The following is a 20,814-nucleotide window of genomic DNA, read 5'->3' on the forward strand; positions in this document are numbered from 1 at the left end:
TTAATGGAACAAGCAGTACAGCAATTATTTGATAATGCTCAACGGATTGTGTTTTTAACTGGAGCAGGGGTTTCAACTGCCTCCGGGATTCCGGATTTTCGTTCTGCAAATGGATTGTATACTAAGGACCGGAATGCGGAGTATTATTTAAGTCACCGTTATTTTGTCAGTGATCCAGAAGGCTTTTATCAGTTTTGCAAGGAAAATTTATATTTCCCTGATGCTAAGCCGAATATCATTCACCAAAAACAGGCAGCCTTAACCCAGCAAGATCGGGCTACGGTAATCACTCAAAACATTGACAACCTGTACGAAGAAGCAGGAACTAAACACTTGATCGACTTTCACGGGAACCTTTTTAATGTCTACTGTGAAAAATGCCATGAAACTGTTTCGGTAGACGAGTATTTAAAGAGTCGGCTTCACCAAAAGGATGGCGGGGCACTGCGTCCTGATATTGTTCTTTACGATGAAGGGATTAAGCAGGAAAACATTATTAATTCCGTTCGCGCAATGCAACAGGCAGATCTGGTTGTCATTGTTGGAACTTCAATGAAGGTTTACCCATTTGCTGGCCTTCTTGAATACCGAAACCCAACTGCCAAGGTAGTAGCGATTAATCAGGAAGCCCTTCAGTTACCGTGTGATTTTGAAATGATCCAGACTGATGCAACTGAATTCTTCAAGGAATTACAAGTAAAATAAAAAAATGAAGCTGCCGTGCGCAAATCAACAAGACTAAACGCAAACTAGCAGCTTCTTTTTATTGAAACGAGGTAATTAATTGAAGTAGATCACTTTGCCAGCGACCTTAAATGGCATCCCCTGATGACGTTTTTCGTTACCACTCTTCTTTAGTGAAAATACGTTCCGAATAGTCTTTGTAGTTAATGACATTTTGATCGCTCCTTTCATTTTTGGACACTCATTGTTTCCACCTTCAAGATATCATGAACGATCACAGAATGGAACAACTCTAAGAAGACGTCTCATTTCTTAAAAGGCTATTTTTGTATATTTTGCGTGGAATTAGTGGAAATTGTGCATAAAAGTGATGATGGCGGCAATTAATTGCCAGAATAAATGAGTATAGATTTATTTTTGAGAAAATAAGAAATCGCTGAGAATACAAGGGAGGGAAAATAAATGAAAATTACAATGGGGTTGACAACATGGACTGAACACCCAGCGTTAATCAATGGCGAGCAACGGCCAGTGACGCTAAACGAGTATGCCCAACACCTGCCAACGGTTGAAATTGATACTTTTTTCTACGCGTTGCCCCAAATGGCGACGATTCAGAACTGGCTTTCCCAAGTACCAAGTGAGTTTCAGTTCATTATTAAGGCTCATCAGGGAATGACTCTCCATCAGCGAAATCAGGAAAAGGGTGAATTAGCACTATTATTTCAGCAGTATCGACGAACGATTGCGCCATTGATTGCTACTGGGCAGTTAAAAACAATTCTTTTCCAATTTCCACCGTACTTCGATGCGGAAGTAAAGGATATTGAATATTTAAAGCTGGTTCGTGACTGGCTTGGTGACTTACCAATTGCAATTGAGCTCCGTAACAATTCGTGGTATCGACCGGGAGTGGTTGATTCGTTAGTCTCATATTGCCAGGATCTGCAATTTACCCTAGTTGCCGCGGATGAACCTCATGATACAGTTACGTCCGTTCCGTTTTACCTCGCAACGACCAATCCTAAACTAGCAATGATTAGGCTACATGGCCGTAACAGAAAAGGCTGGGATAACGCGGGAAAAGAATGGCGGAAGACGCGGACGCTTTATCGTTATACGCAAGAAGAGCTAGCCGGTTTTGCTCAAAAGATTAGTCAGGTTAATCCTCAACCGCAGGAACTCTGCGTAATCTTTAATAACAATTCTGGTGGGGATGCCGCACCTAATGCTCTTCAATTGCAAAAGTTAATGGGAGTTAAATTTAGCGACCTTGCCCCGCGGGATCCTCAACAACTAGATCTCTTTTGAGGTTGGAGTGGGTTGCGGATAATGCTATACTAAAGATTAATTAAAAATTAGGAATTAATAAGAAAGAGGGGCCTCATATGGCTGAACAAAAACCAACTTATTACATTACAACGCCAATTTACTATCCATCTGGTAAATTACATATTGGTAATACATATACGACCGTTGCTTGTGACGCTGAAGCGCGTTATAAGCGTTTAATGGGCTATGATGTTTTCTACTTAACCGGAACTGATGAACACGGGTTAAAGATTGAACAGAAAGCTGAAAAACTGGGCAAACAGCCACAAGAATACGTGGATGAAATGGCTGCCGGAATTAAGAAGCTTTGGAAGACAATGGAGATCACTAATGATAAGTTTATTCGGACAACGGATGACTATCATGAGAAAGCTGTCCAAAAAATCTTCCAAAAGTTTATTGACCAGGGCGATATTTATAAGGGTAAATATAAGGGCTGGTATTCAGTTGATGATGAAGAATACTTCACTGAAAGCCAATTAGCTGAAGTTTACCGTGATGACGATGGTAATGTAATCGGGGGGAAGGCTCCTTCTGGTCACGAAGTTCAACTGGTTGAAGAAGAATCATACTTCTTTAAGATGAGCAAGTATTCTGACTGGTTGATGAACTATTATAAAGAACACCCTGACTTTATTGAACCGCACACTCGGGTTAACGAAATGGTTAATAACTTCTTAAAGCCGGGCCTTGAAGACCTTGCTGTTACCCGGACCTCCTTTAACTGGGGAGTTAAGGTGCCTAATGATCTTAAGCACGTCGTTTATGTTTGGATTGATGCGTTATCCAACTATATTACAGCTTTAGGCTATGGTTCTGATGATGACAGCCTCTTTAAGAAGTACTGGCCAGCTGATGTTCACATGGTTGGAAAAGAAATCGTTCGTTTCCATACGATTTATTGGCCAATCATGCTCCATGCTCTTGGACTACCGCTACCCAAGCATGTTATCGGCCACGGCTGGTTGACGATGAAAGACGGGAAGATGTCTAAGTCAAAGGGAAACGTCATTTATCCTGAAACGTTAGTTGATCGTTACGGCCTGGATGCTACCCGTTACTACCTCTTAAAAGCAATGCCATTTGGTAATGATGGGGTCTTCAGTCCAGAAGACTTTGTTGATAAGGTCAATTACGATCTAGCTAACGATTTGGGGAACTTACTGAACCGGACCGTTGCCATGATTAATAAGTATCAAGATGGTAAGCTAGTTGCTCAAAATGACGCCACAACTGAATATGATGATGATCTTGAACAAACTGCCGCTAATGCAATTGCTGAATTTAAAGCAGAAATGGATCGGGTTCACTTTGCCGATGCCTTATCAGCTGTTTGGAAATTAGTTGCTCGGGCTAACAAGTACATTGACGAGACTGAGCCATGGGTATTAGCTAAGGACGAAAGTAAGAAGGCTGAGTTATCTGATGTTATGACTCACCTTGCCAAGAGTTTACGGATAATCGCTGCATTAATTCAACCAGTAATGACCCACGCACCAAAGGAGATTGTGACCCAGCTCGGCCTTGAAGGAACGAACCTTGAATTGACTGACTTACAATTTAACGATTTCCCTGAAACTGCCCAAGTGGTTGCTAAGGGAACACCAATCTTCCCTCGACTTGATGTTAAGAAAGAAGTTGAGTTCATTAAGAGCCAAATGAGTGCTAACCAAAAGCAAAAGGGACGTAAAGCAATGGAACAAGCAAAGAAAGAAGCGCAAAAAACAATGAGTGAAGAAGAAACAACTGGTAAGAAGCAAATTCGGATTGATGTTTTTGATAAGGTTGAATTAAAGGTTGCTCAAATTACTTCAGCAGATCATGTTGAAGGAGCAGACAAGCTGTTGAAGTTCCACATGGATGATGGGACTGAAGATGGCCGGCAAATTCTTTCGGGAATTGCCGAATGGTATCCAGATCCATCTGTTCTTGTTGGCAAGAAGGTTCTGATTGTTGCTAATTTGAAGCCACGGAAGATGCGTGGAGAAGTTAGCCAAGGAATGCTTCTATCTGCGGAAAAGGATGGTAACGTAACTGTTGTGACTGTTCCTGACTCACTCGTTCCTGGGATGGGCGTTGAATAATCAGGTTACCCAATGAGTAAACAACATAAAAACTGGCGTCAAGTTTATGATTCGCATACGCATCTAAACGATGACGCCTTTTATGATGATGTTCCAGCATTTGAAGCCCGAGCTGCCCATTATGGGGTCACCCAAATGAATATTGTAGGTTCAAATACCGTCTTGAATGAACGGGCGATTAAGCTGGCCCATGAATACGATAATCTTCATGCAATTATCGGCTGGCACCCAGAAGATATTCGTTCATATACTGATCAGACTGAGAAAAAACTAATTGAGCAATTGCAGGATCCTCTAGTTGTGGGAATTGGTGAAATTGGGTTGGACTACTTTAATGACCAAAAATCACCCCATGATCGTCAACAAGAAATTTTTGCCCGACAGTTAGAAATTGCCCGTCAATTGAAGCTCCCGGTTTCAATCCATGTCCGGGACGCTCTTGAAGATGCTTATGCAATCCTTCGTGATTCTCATATTGATGAATTTGGCGGGGTAATGCATAGCTTTAATGGTTCGCCTGAAATGGCAGAAAAGTTCATGGAATTAGGGATGGCAATCTCTTTTAGCGGGGTTGTTAGTTTCAAAACAGCTGAAGAGGTTCACCAAGCTGCATTAGCGGTTCCGTTAGATCGGTTGATGGTTGAAACCGATGCTCCTTACCTAACACCGATTCCGTACCGGGGAAAGGAAAACGAGCCCGGCTTTAATAAGTTTGTGGTTGACGCAATTGCAAAGTTAAAGAATGTTGATGCGGAATTGGTTGCTTACAAAACTTTTCATAATGCTGAAAGACTATTTTTAACGAAGAGAGAGCCAAATGAAGAAGATTAAAGAAGTAATCGTCGTTGAAGGAAAGGACGATACCAAGCAAATCCTAAAAGCGGTTAATGCCGATACCTATGAGACTAACGGGTCGGCATTATCGGCAGCTGATATTGACCGGTTGAAAAAGCTTCAGGAAACAAGAGGATTAATCGTGTTTACTGATCCAGACTTTAATGGCGAACGAATTCGTAAAATGATTAGCAACGCAATCCCAGGGGTTAAGCATGCCTTTATTCGTCGTGATCAGGGCGTTCCTGAATTTAAGGGAAGTCTTGGCGTTGAGCATGCAACACCGGAAGTGATTAGGAGTGCCCTAGAAAAACTTTATACTCAGGGAACAGTAGCGGATGCCGAGATTACTAGCGCTGATTTAAAAGCAGCTGGCTTAACCGGGAAGCAAAATTCTCGTTACCGGCGTGAGCGTCTTGGGCAGATTCTCGGGATTGGCTATGGAAATGGTAAGCAACTCTTAAAACGGCTGAATATGTTTCAAATTCGCCGACAAGATTTTGAAGATGCCGTTCATCAATTGGATCAGGAGGAAGCAAAATGAGTGAATCAGCACAAATTGGTAGCCGGAAAACAACCCGTTCAATTCTGAATGAATATGGCCTTCATGCCAAGAAGGGGTTTGGCCAGAACTTTCTGACTGATCCGGCAATCCTTCAGCGAATTGTTGAGGCTGCTGAGGTTACAACCGCTGATAACGTGATTGAGATTGGACCAGGAATCGGGGCGTTGACTGAAAAGTTAGCGCAGGCTGCCGGCCAGGTAGTTGCCGTTGAAATTGATCAAGACTTGATTCCCGTTTTAGAGAAGACCTTAGCTCCCTACGATAATGTGACGGTAATTAATCAGGATATTCTAAAAGCCAATTTACCTGAATTAATTCAGCAACGGTTTACCGACCCAACCAAACCAATCAAGGTAGTTGCTAACCTACCGTACTACATTACTAGCCCAATTCTGATGAACTTGCTGGCTAGTCCGGTAGAGTGGTCATTAATTACTGTTATGATGCAAAAGGAGGTTGCCCAGCGGCTTACTGCTAAACCAGGGACAAAACAGTATGGTGCTTTAACCTTAGCAATCGAATACCAGATGGATGCAGAAGTTGCCTTTAACGTTTCTCGTCATTCATTTATTCCAGCACCAAACGTTGATTCTTCAATTGTGGTTCTTAAGCAACGTCAGCAGCCGTTAACAACTAAGCCCTTTGATAAGCAAAAATTAATGGGTTTTATTCGGGGATGCTTTGCTCACCGGCGGAAGAGTCTCTGGAATAATTTACAAACTATCATTGGTAAAGACGAAAATATAAAAGCAAAAATGACAAAAGTTTTGGAAAAAATCGAGATCTCACCACAACTTAGGCCAGAAAAGCTGACCTTAGCCCAGTTTATCAACCTTTTGAATGCCCTGCATCAAGAAAAATTAATTTAAAATACGATTGAATTATTACTGAACTTGTGATAAAATTTTGACTTTTATACGGAATTAGCGTATAGTTCAGCCTGTGAGGTGAGATGTGTGGCTAAAAGTATTTTAGAGATTAAACAAGAACTTGAGGGTCGTGTTGGCCAACGAGTTCTGGTAACTGCTCAAGCAGGCCGGAAGCGTATTGCTAAGCATCATGGAGTACTTAGTAAAACTTATCCAGCAATCTTTGTCGTTCACGTTAATGAAGGACAAGGGCAAATTAGCCGGATCAGTTACAGTTATACTGATCTCTTAACACAAAATATCTCGATTGATTTCGAAGATGAAGAAGCGCAAGCATAAAATAGGCGATGAAGAGTCGTGATAGGAGTTGCTAAAGACTTTTGTCACGGCTTTTTAGATCTCCTAACTTCTTTCCCAGCTTTCTCTCTGCTATAATCAAAGTAACTATTTGACTAAACGGGGAGGTGTTCTGAATGCTGATCACTGAAAAAGCACCGGCAAAGCTTAACCTAAGCTTAGATTCGCCGATGAGATACCTCGATGGGATGCCAAAATGGGATATGGTAATGGTTTCTGTTGATCTGGCTGACTATGTTTCAATTGAAATTGCTGACCGGCCGGGAAACATTAAAGTATATACAGACAGCAGTTTTCTTCCCAACGACCAACGAAATCTTGCATTTCAGGCTGCCAATATTTTACGTAATCGATTTCACCATCGGGAAGCATTAATAATTAATATTAAGAAACACATTCCAGTTGCTGCGGGACTAGGCGGTGGTTCTTCTGATGCTGCCGCGGTATTGCGAATTTTGAATTCAGCCTGGGAACTTGGCCTTTCGTTAGAAGAATTAGCACGGCTATCACTTTCAATTGATTCAGATGTTCCGTATTGTGTATATGGTAAGCTGGCTCACGTAACCGAACATGGTGAAAAAATTGAGTTACTACCACCACAACCCCATTACTGGGTGGTAATTGCCAAGCAGCAGATTAGCGTGTCAACTCCGCAAATATTACGGCAAATTGATTATACGCAGATTGATCACCTAAATAATTCACTGTTACTTCAAAGTTTACGGGATGGTGATTGGCAGACGGCAACTAAGTATATGGGAAACGTTCTGGAACCACTAACGATGCATTATTACCCAGAAATCAAACGATTGAAGGATAAGATGCTTGCTTTGGGGGCAGATGTTGCACAAATGAGCGGAACCGGGCCATCGGTTTTTGCAATTTGCCATACCGAATCGCGAGCACGACGGGTTCAGAATGGAATTCGGGGCTTTTGTCGAAACGTTAATATTGTTACGTTATTATAATTTGTAACTGGACGTCTTCTAATACTGAAGAAAAGTCCAGTTATTTTAATGAACATTAAGCAAAAGACGAACATTTATGTTAAAATCAAAGGCAATTAATACTTTTGGAGGATTAGATATGAAGGTTAGACGTAGTAACCGCCTTGTCGATATGACAAGATACTTGATGGAACATCCCCGTTCGCTCGTTTCACTCAAATTCTTTGGGGAACGGTATGATTCTGCTAAGTCTTCAATTAGCGAAGACCTTAGTATTATTCGGCACACTTTTCATTCTTGGGGAATGGGACGACTAGAAACAATTCCTGGAGCAAGTGGTGGTGCTGTATTAACGCCATTTTATTCAAAAGAAAATGCAGAAAAAGCCATTGCTGACCTTGTTGATGCGGTGAGCGATGATACCCGGCTGTTACCTGGAGATTATGTTTACCTGTCAGACTTAATTGGTCGGCCGGATATTTTGCGGCGGGTTGGTCGGTTAATTGCCACTCAATATGTTGATCAAGATGTTGATGTTATTATGACGGTTGAAACCAAGGGAATTCCGATTGCGCAAAGTGCTGCTATGTACTTGAATAAGCCATTTGTAATTGTGCGGAATAGCTCGCATATCACTGAAGGGCCAACCGTGAGTGTTAACTATGTTTCTGGTTCTGTAAAACGAATTAAGAAGATGGAGTTATCACGCCGAACCCTTTCAGCGGGAGCAAACGTGGTTGTTGTCGATGACTTTATGAAGGGTGGCGGAACCCTGAACGGGATGAAGTCACTGATTAAGGAATTCGATGCTAACTTAGTCGGAATGACTGTTTTGGCTGAGGGTGAAGTTACTGGTAAACGATTAGTAGATAACTGTACGTCTTTGCTTAAGGTCAATGCGGTGGACGATGAGAAAAAGACAATCCAGGCTGGACCAGGAAGCTTTATTAAAGATGTTTTTGAGAAGGAGTAAAGTAGCAAAATGAAGCGGAATGCGATTATTTTAGCAGCCGGTAAGGGAACCCGTATGCGTTCAAAGTTATATAAGGTCTTACATAAGGTATGTGGAAAGACAATGGTGGAACATGTTGTCGGTCAACTTGAAAAAGCTGATATTGAAAATATTATTACCATTGTTGGTTTCGGTGCCGAAAAGGTTGAAGAGGTTGTTGGTAACCGGACTAAGTTTGCCTTACAAAATGAACAGTTGGGGACTGGACACGCAGTAATGCAAGCCAAGGATCTTTTAGCGAACGAAGATGGGGAAACCATTGTTGTAAGTGGTGATACACCTTTATTTACTGCTGATACTTTTAAGAAGTTATTTGAATACCACGAACAACGTCATGCTGCTGCAACGATTCTTACGTCTGTAGCACCTGACCCAACAGGTTACGGTCGAATTGTTCGCAATGACGTGGGAATTGTTGAACGGATTGTGGAACAAAAGGATGCTACGCCAGAAGAACAAGCAATTCATGAAATTAATACGGGTGTTTACTGCTTTGATAACAAGAAGCTCTTTGCTGCTCTAAAGAATATTAATAACGACAATGCTCAGGGTGAATACTACCTTACTGATGTAATTGAAATCTTGAAGAATGAACAAGAAATCGTTACTGCATACAAGATGTCAGATTTCGATGAATCAATGGGGGTTAATGATCGGGTTGCTCTTGCTCGTGCTAATAAGATTATGCGCAAGCGGATTAACACTAAGTTAATGGAATCTGGAGTTACAATGTTGGATCCAGAAACTACCTACATTGATGACGGTGTTCAAATCGGTCAGGATACGGTTATTGAAGGTGGAGTGGTCATTAAGGGCAAGACCACAATTGGTAATGAATGCTACATTAGTGCGCATTCACGAATTGAAGATTCCACTATCCACGATGGGGTAACCATTACCTCATCAACCCTTCAAGAAGCTGAAATGCATGATGGCAGTGATATTGGACCTAATAGTCATCTTCGGCCAGCTGCTGAAATTGGCAAGAACGTTCACATTGGTAATTTCTGCGAAGTTAAGAAAGCCTTTATTGGTGAAGGAACGAAGGTTGGTCACTTAACTTACATTGGGAATGCTACTCTTGGTAAGGATATCAATGTTGGCTGCGGTGTTGTTTTTGTTAATTATGATGGTAAGAATAAATACCATACTAATGTTGGCGACCATGCCTTCATTGGTAGCAACAGTAACTTGGTTGCCCCAGTTAATTTGGCTGCCAATGCGTTTGTTGCAGCGGGCTCCACAATTACGGACAATGTTGAAGAATATGATATGGCAATTGCCCGGGCACGTCAGGTTAATAAGGAAAATTACGCTAAGAAATTGCCTTGGTAAGGTTTCTGCTCTTGCTTTTTGTGTGGCAAATTTATATCATTAAAGTGTTGGTATAATAATGTTTGTCGCACACATAATTTTTATTAAAGGGACTGGAGATTAATTTTCCGGTTTCCCAGTTTTGAATTAATCCAGTGGAGGATGCAATGACTACTAATCATTATTTTGACCCTAAGTTGAAGATTTTTGCTTTGAATTCAAACCGACCACTTGCCGAAAAGATCGCGGAACATGTTGGCGTTGAATTGGGTAAGTTGTCCGTTGACCGTTTTAGTGATGGTGAAATTCAAATTAACATTGAAGAAAGTGTTCGTGGTGATAATGTCTACGTTATCCAATCTACCTCAGCACCCGTTAATGATAATTTGATGGAACTATTGATTATGGTTGACGCTTTACGTCGTGCTAGTGCAAAGACCATCAATGTGGTAATTCCTTACTATGGTTACGCACGTCAAGACCGGAAAGCACGTAGTCGGGAACCAATTACTGCTAAGTTAGTAGCGAATATGTTACAAAATTCTGGTGTTGATCGGGTAATCGCCTTAGATCTTCATGCTGCTCAAATTCAAGGGTTCTTCGATATTCCAGTTGATCACTTGATGGGAGCGCCATTATTGGCTGAATACTTTATTAAGGAGGGCGTTGCTCAAGATGCTGTTGTAATTTCACCAGATCATGGTGGGGTTACTCGAGCACGGGCATTAGCTGAATTCTTAAAGTCACCAATTGCGATTATTGATAAGCGTCGTCCACGAGCAAACGTCGCTCAAATTATGAACATCATCGGGGATGTTAAGGGTAAAAAGTGTATCATGATTGATGACATGATTGATACTGCTGGAACCATTACCTTGGGAGCCCAAGCCTTAATTGATGCCGGAGCAAAAGAAGTTTATGCTTCCTGTACCCATGCGGTACTTTCGGGTCCAGCGATCGAACGGTTAGACAATTCGCCAATTAAAGAGGTTGTTGTGACTGATTCAATCCAACTGCCAAAGGAAAAGCAAATTGATAAGATTAAGCAAGTATCAGTTGCCCCGCTTATTGGAGCAGCTATTAAGCGGATTAACGAAAATCGGCCGGTTAGCCCATTATTCAAGAAAGTATTTAAGAGTGCGGAAATTTAATTATATAGAGAGCTTGATTCCCGCAATTATAAATTTGAAAATTATCGGTAATAATTAGAAGCTGAGAAAAAACGTTTTGCTTTTTCTCAGCTTCTTCATTTTTAACGATATTCTTAAGAGCAAGGTCGAGAAGAGTAGTAGTGAATTCAGCATGGTATAATTATTGGTGGAGAAAAAGGAGGAGTAATTATGACAGTAAATAAGTTCTTCAAGAATGTTTCAGTAGGTGCTGCTGCGCTGACTCTTGTTCTAACGTTAGCCGGATGCGGTAATAGTCAATCGGCTAGTTCTCAGAAGAGCTCATCTGCCAATAGCAGTACTCAGTCGTCTGAAAATGACTCAACTAAGGCGGTTCGTTCAGCTAACCGTTCAATTCGGAATAATAACTTTCAAGCAGCATACGATAATTTAAATAACACCAATAATCGTTCAAATGAAGCTAATAATTTAAAGGATGATTTACAAAATTATTTAACTGCTAAGCGCGCATATGATAATGGTGATTACCAAACTGCCTCTAACAATTTGAAACCATTAAAGTCTACCAGCACAGCAATGCGGGATGCTTATACGACGCTTCAATCTAAGATTAACAAGAAGCAAAATGCTAAGACCACAACAAGTTCCTCTTCTAGTCAGCGGATCGCAAATCAACAAGCATCTGCTAAGACGAGTGATAGTGTTGTCGAAGCCTTTGCAAATAAGATGGGCTTCACAGGCGAAAAGGGCTATTCAATTATCCCAACATCTGCTAACGGGAATGTTTATAAGTTAGAAGTTCGGCAAAATAATAGTGATAATACTGTTTCCAACATGATTGGAATTTATCAATACAACAGTCAAACCGGTGCGGTTACTAAATTACAATAAGACATAGGCAATGGGAGTATGGCAGAAGTCATTTATAACTTCGTAGGCACAACAAGAGGGTCTCTAGCGTTCGGCTTTACTAGAACGTTAGAGACCCTCTTGTTGTATCGTCTATTAGCTTTTTATATAAGTAATAGGAATTACGTCACAACTTTTTTTATTTCAGGTGGGTGAAGATAGATGTGTACAGTATTAACGCTAGATCAGGAAAAACTGTTTGGTCGGACCATGGACTTTCCACCTCGGACACCGTGGCGATTAACGTTTTTACCAGCTGGTTATCGCTGGCGTCCTGCAAGTGAAGAACAACCAATTGATAATCGTTATGCTATTTTGGGCGGGATGCGTCTTGTCAGTAACCATTACCTGATTGGTGACGGAATTAATGCTCAGGGACTGGTTTGTGCTGAACTCTTTTTCCCGATAGCGGCTAGTTATGAGCAAGCAGACTCCAGGAAGCTAACATTAACCCCACAGGACTTTATCCATTGGGTTTTAGCAAGTCATGCTACGGTCCGAGAAGTGATTGATGATTTAGAAAACATTAGCGTTGTAAAGGAACGGTGGTTTGATGGGGTGCAATATCCATTTCACTGGCTATTAATGGATTCGACAGGGACTTATGGAATTGAGCCGTTAGCTGGTAAGCTGGTAGTGTTTAAAAATGTGGTTGGTGCATATACTAATACTCCAGCTTATCCGGTTCAGATAGAGAAATTAAACCACTATCTTGGCAATGATTCAGCGTCTCAATTTACAACGCAAACAAAGACTGGTTTAGCTAAAATGAGCGCCAAAATTACTGGTCGAAATTCAAGCGACCGCTTTATTTTGGCAGCTCAGGCGCGTTGGGGGAGTAAAATATCAACGGTTGACGGGTTAAAATCCTTTCTTCAATCCGTCACAATCCCTAAAAATGCTCAACATTCGCACAACTATACTCATTATCAGGCAATTATTAATCAACAAACTGGGGAATATAGTTTTTACAATCAGATGACTGGTAAAGTGACAACTGATAATATAAAAAAACTCGCTTGAGAAAAAGAAATTCAGCGATTTGAATAGAAAATAACTACGAAGCTGGGAATTAACTTTCTCGGAGGGACGGTTGACTAACCTAGAACGATGAATGATGATGAAATCATCATTCATCGTTCGTAGCCGAATAGGCTTGCTTCGCTGCGTTAGGCTCGAGTCCCTCAGTTACGATACGAGGTGAGCCTATTTGGATTCCCGCGATTAGACTCTATAGGTTCGGAGAGCGCTAAATATGGAAAGAGGATGAAAAAAACGCTTGGTTTTTTCCATCCCCGTGGTTATTTTTTCAACTTTGCTTAACGTAAAACGTACTTTTCAACTGCCTTGCCGACACCGTCGTTATTATTAGTGTCAGTAATTACATCAGCGACTGCCTTAGTTTCGGGAACGGCATTTCCCATTGCTACACCAATTCCGGCATATTCAATCATTGAATTATCGTTTTGAGCATTTCCAAGAGCCATTACTTCGTCTTGCTTAATGCCGAGCTCTTCACTCAATGCTTTAAGGGTACTTCCCTTACTTGCCCGGTGGTTAATAATTTCTAGGTAAAAGTCTTCACTGCGAATAACCGTGAACCGATTGCCAAACTCCTGAATAAACTTAGCTTGAACTCGATCTAACTCGTCTTTATTGCCTAACATCATTCCCTTGGCAAGAACATACTGATCCTGCGTATGTGCCATCTCATCAAGCGAACGAACCCGGACAGGCATACTTACCAGGTCGGATTCATGAATTGTCCACGGACTGAGGTCACGGTTAGTCGTGTAGATATAATCACGAGATTCAAATTGTGATTTAACATTATTCTTGGTACAGAAAGATTGCCAGTCAATGTAGTCATCAAAGGATAACGTATAGTTAACAAGGACTCTTTCATTAGTTGATTGAGCGAGAGCACCGTTAAAACTAATTACGTATTCGTCATCCTGGTGGTTTAAGCCGAGTTCTGTAAGGTAAGCATTAACTCCAGTCATCGGCCGACCAGTACAAAGAACGACTTTAACCCCTTGCTGCTTAGCGGCTTCGAGGGCTTCTTTAGTTTTAGGGGTAATTTGTCGCTGGTCGTTAATCAGGGTTGCGTCAATATCAATTGCTACTAGTTTAATGGTCATTGTTTACGCTCCTTTGGGTTAATAATGTGGTTGTTTTGAATATAACTTTGAAATTCTTCATAGATTGGCTCAAAGATTTCAATATCTTGGTGTTCATTAAGCATTTCTTTAGGAAAGAAGAATCGTTGGTCTCCAGCTTCTTTGCCAGAAACACTTGCCACAAGCGTGCTAACCTGTGACAGTTCGATTAAGTTGCTGTTTGGCTGGATTAATTCAATTTGAGTTTGTGGATTTGAATTTTGCGGGTTATAAGTATCGTAAGGAAGCTTAAAACTATCATTAACAGCGGTGTAGTAATCACTATTGAATCCTGCCGTTTGGATTAGCTTCCGCAACTTTGGCAAAAGCGGCTTGGATTTCTCATCGTACAAGGCAGACTTCAGTGGTCGTCGGTTGAGAAATCTTCTAGCGAGGTCATTAAGGATCTCATCTCGTGAGTGAGTCCAATGATTAAAGTAGGTAGTAAGAACACCGTCATCAAGAGCAAGGTAGTCGTCCAACGTGAATCGATTATTGAAAAATGGCATCAGCATATAGGGAGTGAATTCTGGTTCAAATTCACTTGGGTGCTGATAAATATACTTGGCTCGTTTTAAAAGGTGATCAAGGATTACTTCCATTGAGCGAGAAACGGGGTGGAAGTAAATCTGGAGGTACATTTGTAGCCGACTGATAATATAATCTTCAACCGCGTGCATTCCTGAAATATCAAAGGCAATCCCGCTCTTGATGGGCCGCATCATGAGAAGAACCCGGTCGAGGTCGAATTTTCCATAATTAGTTCCGGTATAGTAGGAATCCCGTTGTAAATAATCCATTCGGTCTGCGTCAACCTGACTGGAAATCATTTGAACAACTTGGGGGTTATGGTAAGTATGATCGATTACGCTCGCAACTTCTTCTGGAAAAGTTGGGGAAACCCGGCTTAGAATCCGGTTAACGTTGGTTGACGAGCTAGTAATAATTTCCCGGGTAATTGCTTCGTGATCCGTGTGAAAAATGTGTTCGAAAGTGTGGGAATAGGGGCCGTGACCAAGATCATGCAAGAGAGCGGCACAAAGCGCAACGGGACGTTCCCGGTCGTCCCAGAGACCATCACCAGATTTGCGAGTTGGGTAATTTCTTTGGAACCTGTTGCACATTCTTCGTGTGATTTCATAAACCCCTAAACAGTGACCAAACCGGGAATGTTCTGCACCGTGAAAAGTGAGCGAGGAAGTTCCCAATTGTTTGATTCGTCGTAATCGCTGGAACTCTGGAGTATTAATTAAGTCGAGCAGGATCTGGTTATCGACAATGATTTGCCCATGAATCGGGTCCCGAAAGACTTTTTCTTTAGCTAATTTTTCATCCTGAAAGGACATTTATTTATTCCTCCCCTGAAGGCGTTCTTGAAGACGGGTGATTGTTGATAATTCTTGGCCTAGGTACTGGATAAATTCCCGTGACCACATTGTTTGTTGTAGTTGTTGTTCTCCACGATCATTAAAAATATTTAACAGGCGTTGCCTAGCGTCGTTGAGACTTAATGGTTTGCCAAGCAGTTCTTCGAGGGTGGTCATTGATGTTGGCCAAATATCTGGGAAGTGCCATTTATTTTCTTCATTTTGTAGTCCCTTGGTATAGAAATCGCGGATTACTTCTCCCCGTAACATTTGAGGACCATTGACACTAAGGTACAGCATCACAACTACTCCTGATTTGTTCCGGCGTTGGGACATTCCACCAATTTTTTGCCCATTAACGCTAAGATCAAAGGTCCCGGGACAGTATGAATGGGTAATTTCGCCGGTTTTAATTGTCAGTTCAGGATAGGCAGCGCTAACCACATCGGTCATTACTTGGTAGGCTTCATCAATTTTAAGCTCATCGCCAATGACGTGCCATGGAAGGAAAATAGAAAAATTGAGGATCCCAGAGTCACTGGCAACGGCAAGACCACCTGAATTACGAATAAAATAGTGCAGTCCTTTATTAGAAAGGTAGTTTAATGCGGTGGAAAGGTATGGAAGTCGCTGATCCTTTAATCCTAAAATAATCGTGTCTTCTAGTGTCCAGAAATGAAGAACGGGGGATGCTAATTGATCACTGGCGCGGAGGATCGCATTAGTATATGTAAATGAAGAAAGATTATTTGCTGGTTTTAATGGTTGGTCAAAGAGCTCAACGTGTTGGTTTGAAATGTTAATCATAATTAATTCTTCTTTTCTATAAATACTGGTATTATTTAACATTTTCATTATACTAAACTAGGTTGAATAATAACATTCAGAGACAAAAAACAGTTATAATCAGGGCAAGATATTTAATAAATGGGAGGTCCTTAGTATCAAACGTGTAGTGCCAGTTCATATTCAATTAACGACCACGATGGAACAAGATGGTCAGCGTGACCAATACCATTTTGACGAACAGGGACAATTTGTTGAATTAAATGGTAAGTATTATCTGCGCTATCAGGAACATCAAGACGGAACAGCTACTCCGGTTCAGTTTCGCCTTGGAACGGACCAGCTTCACTTAAGGCGAAGCGGTATCCGGGAAACAGACTTTGAATTTCAATTATCAGCACCGACAAAAACCCGTTACCGAACAGAATATGGGATTATTGGAATGCTGGTTACAACAAACCGGTTAGCAGTAGAATTTGATCCACAAGACGTTAATGGTTCAATCGATTTGGAATACCAATTAACCGCGAATGAACAATTAATTGGAACTTACCAAGTTCAATTGCAATTTGCTGCCTAGCATTGTATACTGTAGTTTAGACTTTTGAAGGGATGTGCACCAATTTGGATTTAAAGATTTTTGACGGCCAAGACAAATCAGAACTTTCAATGATCGAAGTTGCCCACGCTATTCTCGCACACCACGGCGAAGCAATGGCATTTGTTGATTTAACTAATGAAGTTCAACAATACCTTGGTAAGAGTGATGAAGAGATTCGTGAACGACTTTCTCAGTTTTACACTGATTTGAACATTGACGGCAGTTTTATCTCCCTCGGTGATAACACTTGGGGTCTGCGTGCATGGTACCCATACGAATCAATCGACGAAGCAACCGTTGGTGAAAATGAAGATGATGAAGAGGACGATCGTCCAAAGACAAAGCGTCGTAAGGTTAATGCCTTCTTAGCTGACTCTAACTCTGATGATGATGTTATTGATTACGATAACGATGATCCTGAAGATGAAGATCTTGATGATCAGGATGATGACGATAACACAGATTATGATGATGACGACGATGATGACGACGATGATGATGGCCTTGATGATGGTATTGAAGGTCAATTATCTGAGCTGCAAGACGACGATGACGATGATGAAGAATAATTTTTAATATTTTGTTCTTGACTATCTGATGCCGAGCCTGTATTATCTTTCTTGGGCGCCTGTGAATTACAGGTAATCGTTCGTTAAAATGTTGGCTCCCTGTTTCAGTAGAAATGGGGAGTCTTTTCTATATTATTAACCCCATTAAAAAACAAAAAGGAGAAAATTACGCGATGACTAAATACATTTTTGTAACCGGTGGAGTTGTATCATCACTAGGCAAGGGAATTGTTGCTGCTTCCCTGGGTCGCCTATTAAAGAACCGTGGCTTAAAGGTTGCTATTCAAAAATTTGATCCATACATTAACGTTGATCCAGGAACCATGAGTCCATACCAACACGGTGAGGTTTTTGTTACTGATGATGGAACCGAAACTGATTTGGATTTAGGTCATTATGAACGGTTTATTGACAACGACTTAAACAAGTACTCAAACGTTACAACTGGGAAGATTTACTCTGAAGTATTACGGAAGGAACGTCGTGGTGATTACTTGGGTCGAACTGTTCAAGTTATTCCACACATTACTAACGCAATCAAGGATAAGATTAAGCGTGCGGGTGAAAGTACTGACGCTGAAGTTGTTATTACCGAAATTGGTGGAACCGTTGGTGATATTGAATCACAACCATTTATGGAAGCTATTCGCCAAATGAAGGAAGAAGTCGGCGATGACAATGTTTTATACATTCACACGACCTTAGTTCCATACCTTCGGGCAGCTGGTGAAATGAAGACCAAGCCAACTCAGCACAGTGTTCGTGAATTACGTGGTTTAGGAATTCAGCCAAACATCCTGGTTGTTCGGACCGAAAAACCAATCACTGATGAAATGCGGACCAAGATTGCCCTATTCTGTGATGTTGATCCTAAAGCCGTAATTGAATCAATGGATGTAAATACGTTATACGAAATTCCATTAAACCTTCAAAAACAAGGGATGGATCAATTAGTAGTTGACCACTTTGGCCTTGATTGTCCAGTTGCTGACATGCGTGAATGGACTGATATGGTAAACCACATCGAAAATGATTTGAAGAAGACCGTTAAGATTGCCATGGTCGGTAAGTACACTGATCTCCAAGATGCATACATCTCCGTTAACGAAGCTCTTCGTCATGCTGGTTACCCAGTTGATGCTAAGGTTGATATTGATCACTTTAATGCTGAAAACATTAATTCAGAGAATGTTGCTGATACCCTTAAGGATTATGATGGGATCCTTGTTCCAGGTGGTTTCGGTAGTCGGGGCATTGAAGGAATGATTACTGCAATTAAGTATGCTCGTGAAAACGATGTCCCTTACTTGGGAATCTGCCTTGGAATGCAAACCGCATGTATTGAATTTGCCCGTGATGTCCTTGGTTATAAGGATGCAAACTCAACTGAATTTGATCCAAATACTGAGCACAACATTATCGACTTGATGTCTGATCAGGAAGACGTTGAAGATGTGGGAGGTACTCAACGGTTAGGTGCTTACCCATGTAAGTTGAAGCCAGGAACTGTTGCAGCTGCAGCTTACGATAACCAAAAGATGATTAGTCAACGGCACCGTCATCGTTACGAATTTAACAATGATTACCGTCAAGAGATGGAGGATCACGGCCTGGTTGTTTCAGGGGTTAACCCAGACCGGAACTTAGTTGAAGTTGTTGAATTGCCAGAGAAGAAATTCTTTGTTGCTGCTCAATATCACCCAGAATTTAAATCACGGCCAAGCCACCCAGAAGGTTTATTTAAGGCATTTGTTAAGGCTGCTGTTGAAAATAAGAATAATTAATTTCTTTTAACTGCTCTCAGGATAGGGATGAGAATTATGACTTATCTTGGGAGCTTTTTTTGCGGAAAAAAACAGCTTTCAAAATTGTTTAAGATTGCCTGCAAAAGGTTGTAATTTGTTAAATTATTAATTATTATTGTTATTGATTGTTTTGTTTGAGAAACAAACAATGTTTAGCTAAAATTAAATTAAAAATATTATAAAATCATAGAAATTTTAAGTGAGGAAACACGGACATGAAAAGAATGATCATTCAAGGAGGAAACCGACTCTCGGGCGAAGTTACGATCGGTGGTGCCAAGAACAGTACTGTTGCTTTGATCCCAGCAGCAATTTTAGCTGATACTCCAGTTGAATTTGATACTGTTCCAGATATCTTGGATGTTCACAACTTAATGATCATCTTGGAATCGATGAACGTTAAATCATCATTCACTCACGGATTTTTGGAAATCGATCCGACTCAGATCATTGAAGCTGAACTTCCAAGTAAGGCAATTAAGAGTTTGCGAGCTTCTTATTACTTTATGGGTGCTCTTTTAGGACGCTTCCATCGGGCAACGTTGACATTCCCTGGTGGAGATAATATTGGACCACGACCAATTGATCAGCACTTGAAAGCATTTAAGGCATTAGGCGCTTCTGTTAGTGAAAACAACGGAACCGTTCATTTGGACGCACCAAATGGTCTTCACGGTACCCGGATTTTCTTAGATATGGTATCGGTTGGGGCAACGATTAATACCATCTTGGCTTCTGTTCGCGCGGAAGGAACAACCGTGATTGAGAACGCCGCGAAAGAACCTGAAATTATTGATTTAGCAACCTTTTTAAACAATATGGGTGCCCAAATTCGTGGTGCTGGAACGGACACAATTCGGATTAACGGGGTAGACACCTTACAATCAATGAATACTCATACTATCATTGCTGACCGGATTGAATCAGGAACTTACTTAGCAATGGCAGCAGCGGTTGGTGATGGTGTAATGGTTCATAACGTCATTCCAGAACACCTAGAATCATTTACCAGTAAGATGATTGAAATGGGCGTCGACTTGCAAATTGATAGCGATAAAATCTATGTTCCGCGAGTTAAGCAACTCAAAGCAATTCACGTTAAGACGATGCCGTTCCCTGGATTTGCAACTGATTTGCAACAACCGCTTACGCCATTGATGTCGCTTGCGGAAGGTGATAGTACAGTTGTTGATACAATTTATCCAAAGCGGGTTAAGCATATTCCTGAATTACAAAAGATGGGAATGAAGATTGAAGCACATGACGGAATGATCGTTATTAAACATACTGATCAGCTTCATGGTGCGGAAGTTTCTGCTGGAGAAATCCGGGCTGGAGCTTCGCTAACAATTGCCGGCTTAATGGCGGAAGGCACAACGGTCATTAACAATGCTGGAAATATCCTTCGTGGTTATGACCGAATTGTTTGGAAGCTAAACCGGTTGGGCGCAAAAGTATCTATCGAAGATGACAGCTCAGTAAAAATCTAA

Annotated in this window: 20 protein-coding genes; 17 read left to right on the forward strand and 3 right to left on the reverse strand. The window is 41.2% G+C overall.

All coding sequences use genetic code 11. The annotated features are described in order from the left end of the window. The first annotated feature begins 3 nt into the window (after positions 1-3). From HUK49_RS01550 to HUK49_RS01610, 13 genes are all read left to right on the forward strand, one after another. Positions 4-705, forward strand: coding sequence for an NAD-dependent protein deacylase (locus tag HUK49_RS01550; RefSeq protein WP_102168269.1), 702 nt, complete (start codon positions 4-6; stop codon positions 703-705). A gap of 441 nt (positions 706-1,146) precedes the next feature. Then, positions 1,147-1,995, forward strand: a complete 849-nt coding sequence (locus HUK49_RS01555; protein WP_191912398.1) for a DUF72 domain-containing protein — start codon at positions 1,147-1,149, stop codon at positions 1,993-1,995. Between the two features lie 77 nt (positions 1,996-2,072). Next, positions 2,073-4,100, forward strand: coding sequence for a methionine--tRNA ligase (gene metG / locus HUK49_RS01560; protein WP_191912399.1), 2,028 nt, complete (start codon positions 2,073-2,075; stop codon positions 4,098-4,100). Positions 4,101-4,112: 12 nt separating this feature from the next. Then, positions 4,113-4,931 carry a TatD family hydrolase gene (locus tag HUK49_RS01565; protein WP_191912400.1) on the forward strand — a complete coding sequence of 273 codons (819 nt, stop codon included), beginning with the start codon at positions 4,113-4,115 and terminating at the stop codon, positions 4,929-4,931. Then, positions 4,918-5,478 carry a ribonuclease M5 gene (gene rnmV, locus HUK49_RS01570; protein WP_191912401.1) on the forward strand — a complete coding sequence of 187 codons (561 nt, stop codon included), beginning with the start codon at positions 4,918-4,920 and terminating at the stop codon, positions 5,476-5,478. Before HUK49_RS01565 ends, rnmV begins: the two co-directional genes overlap by 14 nt. Beyond that, positions 5,475-6,368 (forward strand): 16S rRNA (adenine(1518)-N(6)/adenine(1519)-N(6))-dimethyltransferase RsmA, encoded by an 894-nt coding sequence (gene rsmA, locus HUK49_RS01575; protein ID WP_191912402.1) that lies wholly within the window; start codon positions 5,475-5,477, stop codon positions 6,366-6,368. Before rnmV ends, rsmA begins: the two co-directional genes overlap by 4 nt. An 87-nt stretch (positions 6,369-6,455) precedes the next feature. After that, entirely contained in the window at positions 6,456-6,707 is a 252-nt protein-coding gene (locus HUK49_RS01580) for a Veg family protein (RefSeq protein WP_178695826.1), read from the forward strand. Positions 6,708-6,841: 134 nt separating this feature from the next. Beyond that, complete coding sequence (gene ispE / locus HUK49_RS01585; RefSeq protein WP_191912403.1) at positions 6,842-7,693, forward strand: 4-(cytidine 5'-diphospho)-2-C-methyl-D-erythritol kinase; 852 nt, start codon at positions 6,842-6,844, stop codon at positions 7,691-7,693. Between the two features lie 118 nt (positions 7,694-7,811). Then, positions 7,812-8,645: a pur operon repressor gene (gene purR, locus HUK49_RS01590; RefSeq protein ID WP_102168277.1), complete on the forward strand. Its 834-nt coding sequence runs from the start codon at positions 7,812-7,814 to the stop codon at positions 8,643-8,645. Between the two features lie 9 nt (positions 8,646-8,654). After that, entirely contained in the window at positions 8,655-10,019 is a 1,365-nt protein-coding gene (gene glmU / locus HUK49_RS01595) for a bifunctional UDP-N-acetylglucosamine diphosphorylase/glucosamine-1-phosphate N-acetyltransferase GlmU (protein WP_191912404.1), read from the forward strand. A 146-nt stretch (positions 10,020-10,165) separates the two neighbouring features. After that, complete coding sequence (locus HUK49_RS01600; RefSeq protein WP_102168279.1) at positions 10,166-11,149, forward strand: ribose-phosphate diphosphokinase; 984 nt, start codon at positions 10,166-10,168, stop codon at positions 11,147-11,149. Positions 11,150-11,338: 189 nt separating this feature from the next. Beyond that, positions 11,339-12,019, forward strand: coding sequence for a hypothetical protein (locus HUK49_RS01605; RefSeq protein ID WP_191912405.1), 681 nt, complete (start codon positions 11,339-11,341; stop codon positions 12,017-12,019). Positions 12,020-12,199: 180 nt separating this feature from the next. Further along, on the forward strand, positions 12,200-13,060 hold the full coding sequence (locus HUK49_RS01610; RefSeq protein ID WP_191912406.1) for a linear amide C-N hydrolase: 861 nt from the start codon (positions 12,200-12,202) through the stop codon (positions 13,058-13,060). Positions 13,061-13,356: 296 nt separating this feature from the next. On the opposite strand, the gene yidA is transcribed toward HUK49_RS01610, so the two are convergent. The 3 genes from yidA to HUK49_RS01625 are packed head-to-tail and all read right to left on the reverse strand — an operon-like array spanning position 13,357 to position 16,370. Next, positions 13,357-14,178 (reverse strand): sugar-phosphatase, encoded by an 822-nt coding sequence (gene yidA, locus HUK49_RS01615; RefSeq protein WP_191912407.1) that lies wholly within the window; start codon positions 14,176-14,178, stop codon positions 13,357-13,359. Beyond that, on the reverse strand, positions 14,175-15,542 hold the full coding sequence (locus HUK49_RS01620; RefSeq protein WP_191912408.1) for an HD domain-containing protein: 1,368 nt from the start codon (positions 15,540-15,542) through the stop codon (positions 14,175-14,177). The genes yidA and HUK49_RS01620 overlap by 4 nt, the downstream gene beginning before the upstream one ends. Beyond that, the gene (locus HUK49_RS01625; protein WP_191912409.1) at positions 15,543-16,370 is read right to left on the reverse strand and encodes a lipoate--protein ligase family protein; all 828 of its coding nucleotides are present in this window, start codon (positions 16,368-16,370) and stop codon (positions 15,543-15,545) included. Positions 16,371-16,518: 148 nt separating this feature from the next. Here HUK49_RS01625 and HUK49_RS01630 point away from each other — a divergent pair, with 148 nt between their 5' ends. From HUK49_RS01630 to HUK49_RS01645, 4 genes are all read left to right on the forward strand, one after another. Further along, positions 16,519-16,929, forward strand: coding sequence for a YwiB family protein (locus HUK49_RS01630; RefSeq protein WP_326515747.1), 411 nt, complete (start codon positions 16,519-16,521; stop codon positions 16,927-16,929). A 44-nt stretch (positions 16,930-16,973) separates the two neighbouring features. Then, positions 16,974-17,519 carry a DNA-directed RNA polymerase subunit delta gene (rpoE, locus tag HUK49_RS01635; protein WP_191912410.1) on the forward strand — a complete coding sequence of 182 codons (546 nt, stop codon included), beginning with the start codon at positions 16,974-16,976 and terminating at the stop codon, positions 17,517-17,519. A 173-nt stretch (positions 17,520-17,692) separates the two neighbouring features. Beyond that, on the forward strand, positions 17,693-19,303 hold the full coding sequence (locus HUK49_RS01640; RefSeq protein WP_191912411.1) for a CTP synthase: 1,611 nt from the start codon (positions 17,693-17,695) through the stop codon (positions 19,301-19,303). Between the two features lie 236 nt (positions 19,304-19,539). Next, entirely contained in the window at positions 19,540-20,814 is a 1,275-nt protein-coding gene (locus tag HUK49_RS01645) for a UDP-N-acetylglucosamine 1-carboxyvinyltransferase (protein ID WP_191912412.1), read from the forward strand.

This window comes from Limosilactobacillus portuensis, from assembly GCF_014838735.1.
GTDB lineage: Bacteria > Bacillota > Bacilli > Lactobacillales > Lactobacillaceae > Limosilactobacillus > Limosilactobacillus portuensis.

Bases quoted from the DNA above. Each gene is read 5' to 3' on its own strand.
- purR (WP_102168277.1), top strand. From the start codon at position 7,812: ATGAAGGTTAGACGTAGTAACCGCCTTGTCGATATGACAAGATACTTG.
- HUK49_RS01625 (WP_191912409.1), bottom strand. From the start codon at position 16,370: ATGATTAACATTTCAAACCAACACGTTGAGCTCTTTGACCAACCATTA.
- glmU (WP_191912404.1), top strand. From the start codon at position 8,655: ATGAAGCGGAATGCGATTATTTTAGCAGCCGGTAAGGGAACCCGTATG.
- HUK49_RS01640 (WP_191912411.1), top strand. From the start codon at position 17,693: ATGACTAAATACATTTTTGTAACCGGTGGAGTTGTATCATCACTAGGC.
- HUK49_RS01645 (WP_191912412.1), top strand. From the start codon at position 19,540: ATGAAAAGAATGATCATTCAAGGAGGAAACCGACTCTCGGGCGAAGTT.
- HUK49_RS01605 (WP_191912405.1), top strand. From the start codon at position 11,339: ATGACAGTAAATAAGTTCTTCAAGAATGTTTCAGTAGGTGCTGCTGCG.
- HUK49_RS01555 (WP_191912398.1), top strand. From the start codon at position 1,147: ATGAAAATTACAATGGGGTTGACAACATGGACTGAACACCCAGCGTTA.
- HUK49_RS01600 (WP_102168279.1), top strand. From the start codon at position 10,166: ATGACTACTAATCATTATTTTGACCCTAAGTTGAAGATTTTTGCTTTG.
- ispE (WP_191912403.1), top strand. From the start codon at position 6,842: ATGCTGATCACTGAAAAAGCACCGGCAAAGCTTAACCTAAGCTTAGAT.
- metG (WP_191912399.1), top strand. From the start codon at position 2,073: ATGGCTGAACAAAAACCAACTTATTACATTACAACGCCAATTTACTAT.
- yidA (WP_191912407.1), bottom strand. From the start codon at position 14,178: ATGACCATTAAACTAGTAGCAATTGATATTGACGCAACCCTGATTAAC.
- rsmA (WP_191912402.1), top strand. From the start codon at position 5,475: ATGAGTGAATCAGCACAAATTGGTAGCCGGAAAACAACCCGTTCAATT.
- HUK49_RS01620 (WP_191912408.1), bottom strand. From the start codon at position 15,542: ATGTCCTTTCAGGATGAAAAATTAGCTAAAGAAAAAGTCTTTCGGGAC.
- HUK49_RS01610 (WP_191912406.1), top strand. From the start codon at position 12,200: ATGTGTACAGTATTAACGCTAGATCAGGAAAAACTGTTTGGTCGGACC.
- HUK49_RS01550 (WP_102168269.1), top strand. From the start codon at position 4: ATGGAACAAGCAGTACAGCAATTATTTGATAATGCTCAACGGATTGTG.
- rnmV (WP_191912401.1), top strand. From the start codon at position 4,918: ATGAAGAAGATTAAAGAAGTAATCGTCGTTGAAGGAAAGGACGATACC.
- HUK49_RS01565 (WP_191912400.1), top strand. From the start codon at position 4,113: ATGAGTAAACAACATAAAAACTGGCGTCAAGTTTATGATTCGCATACG.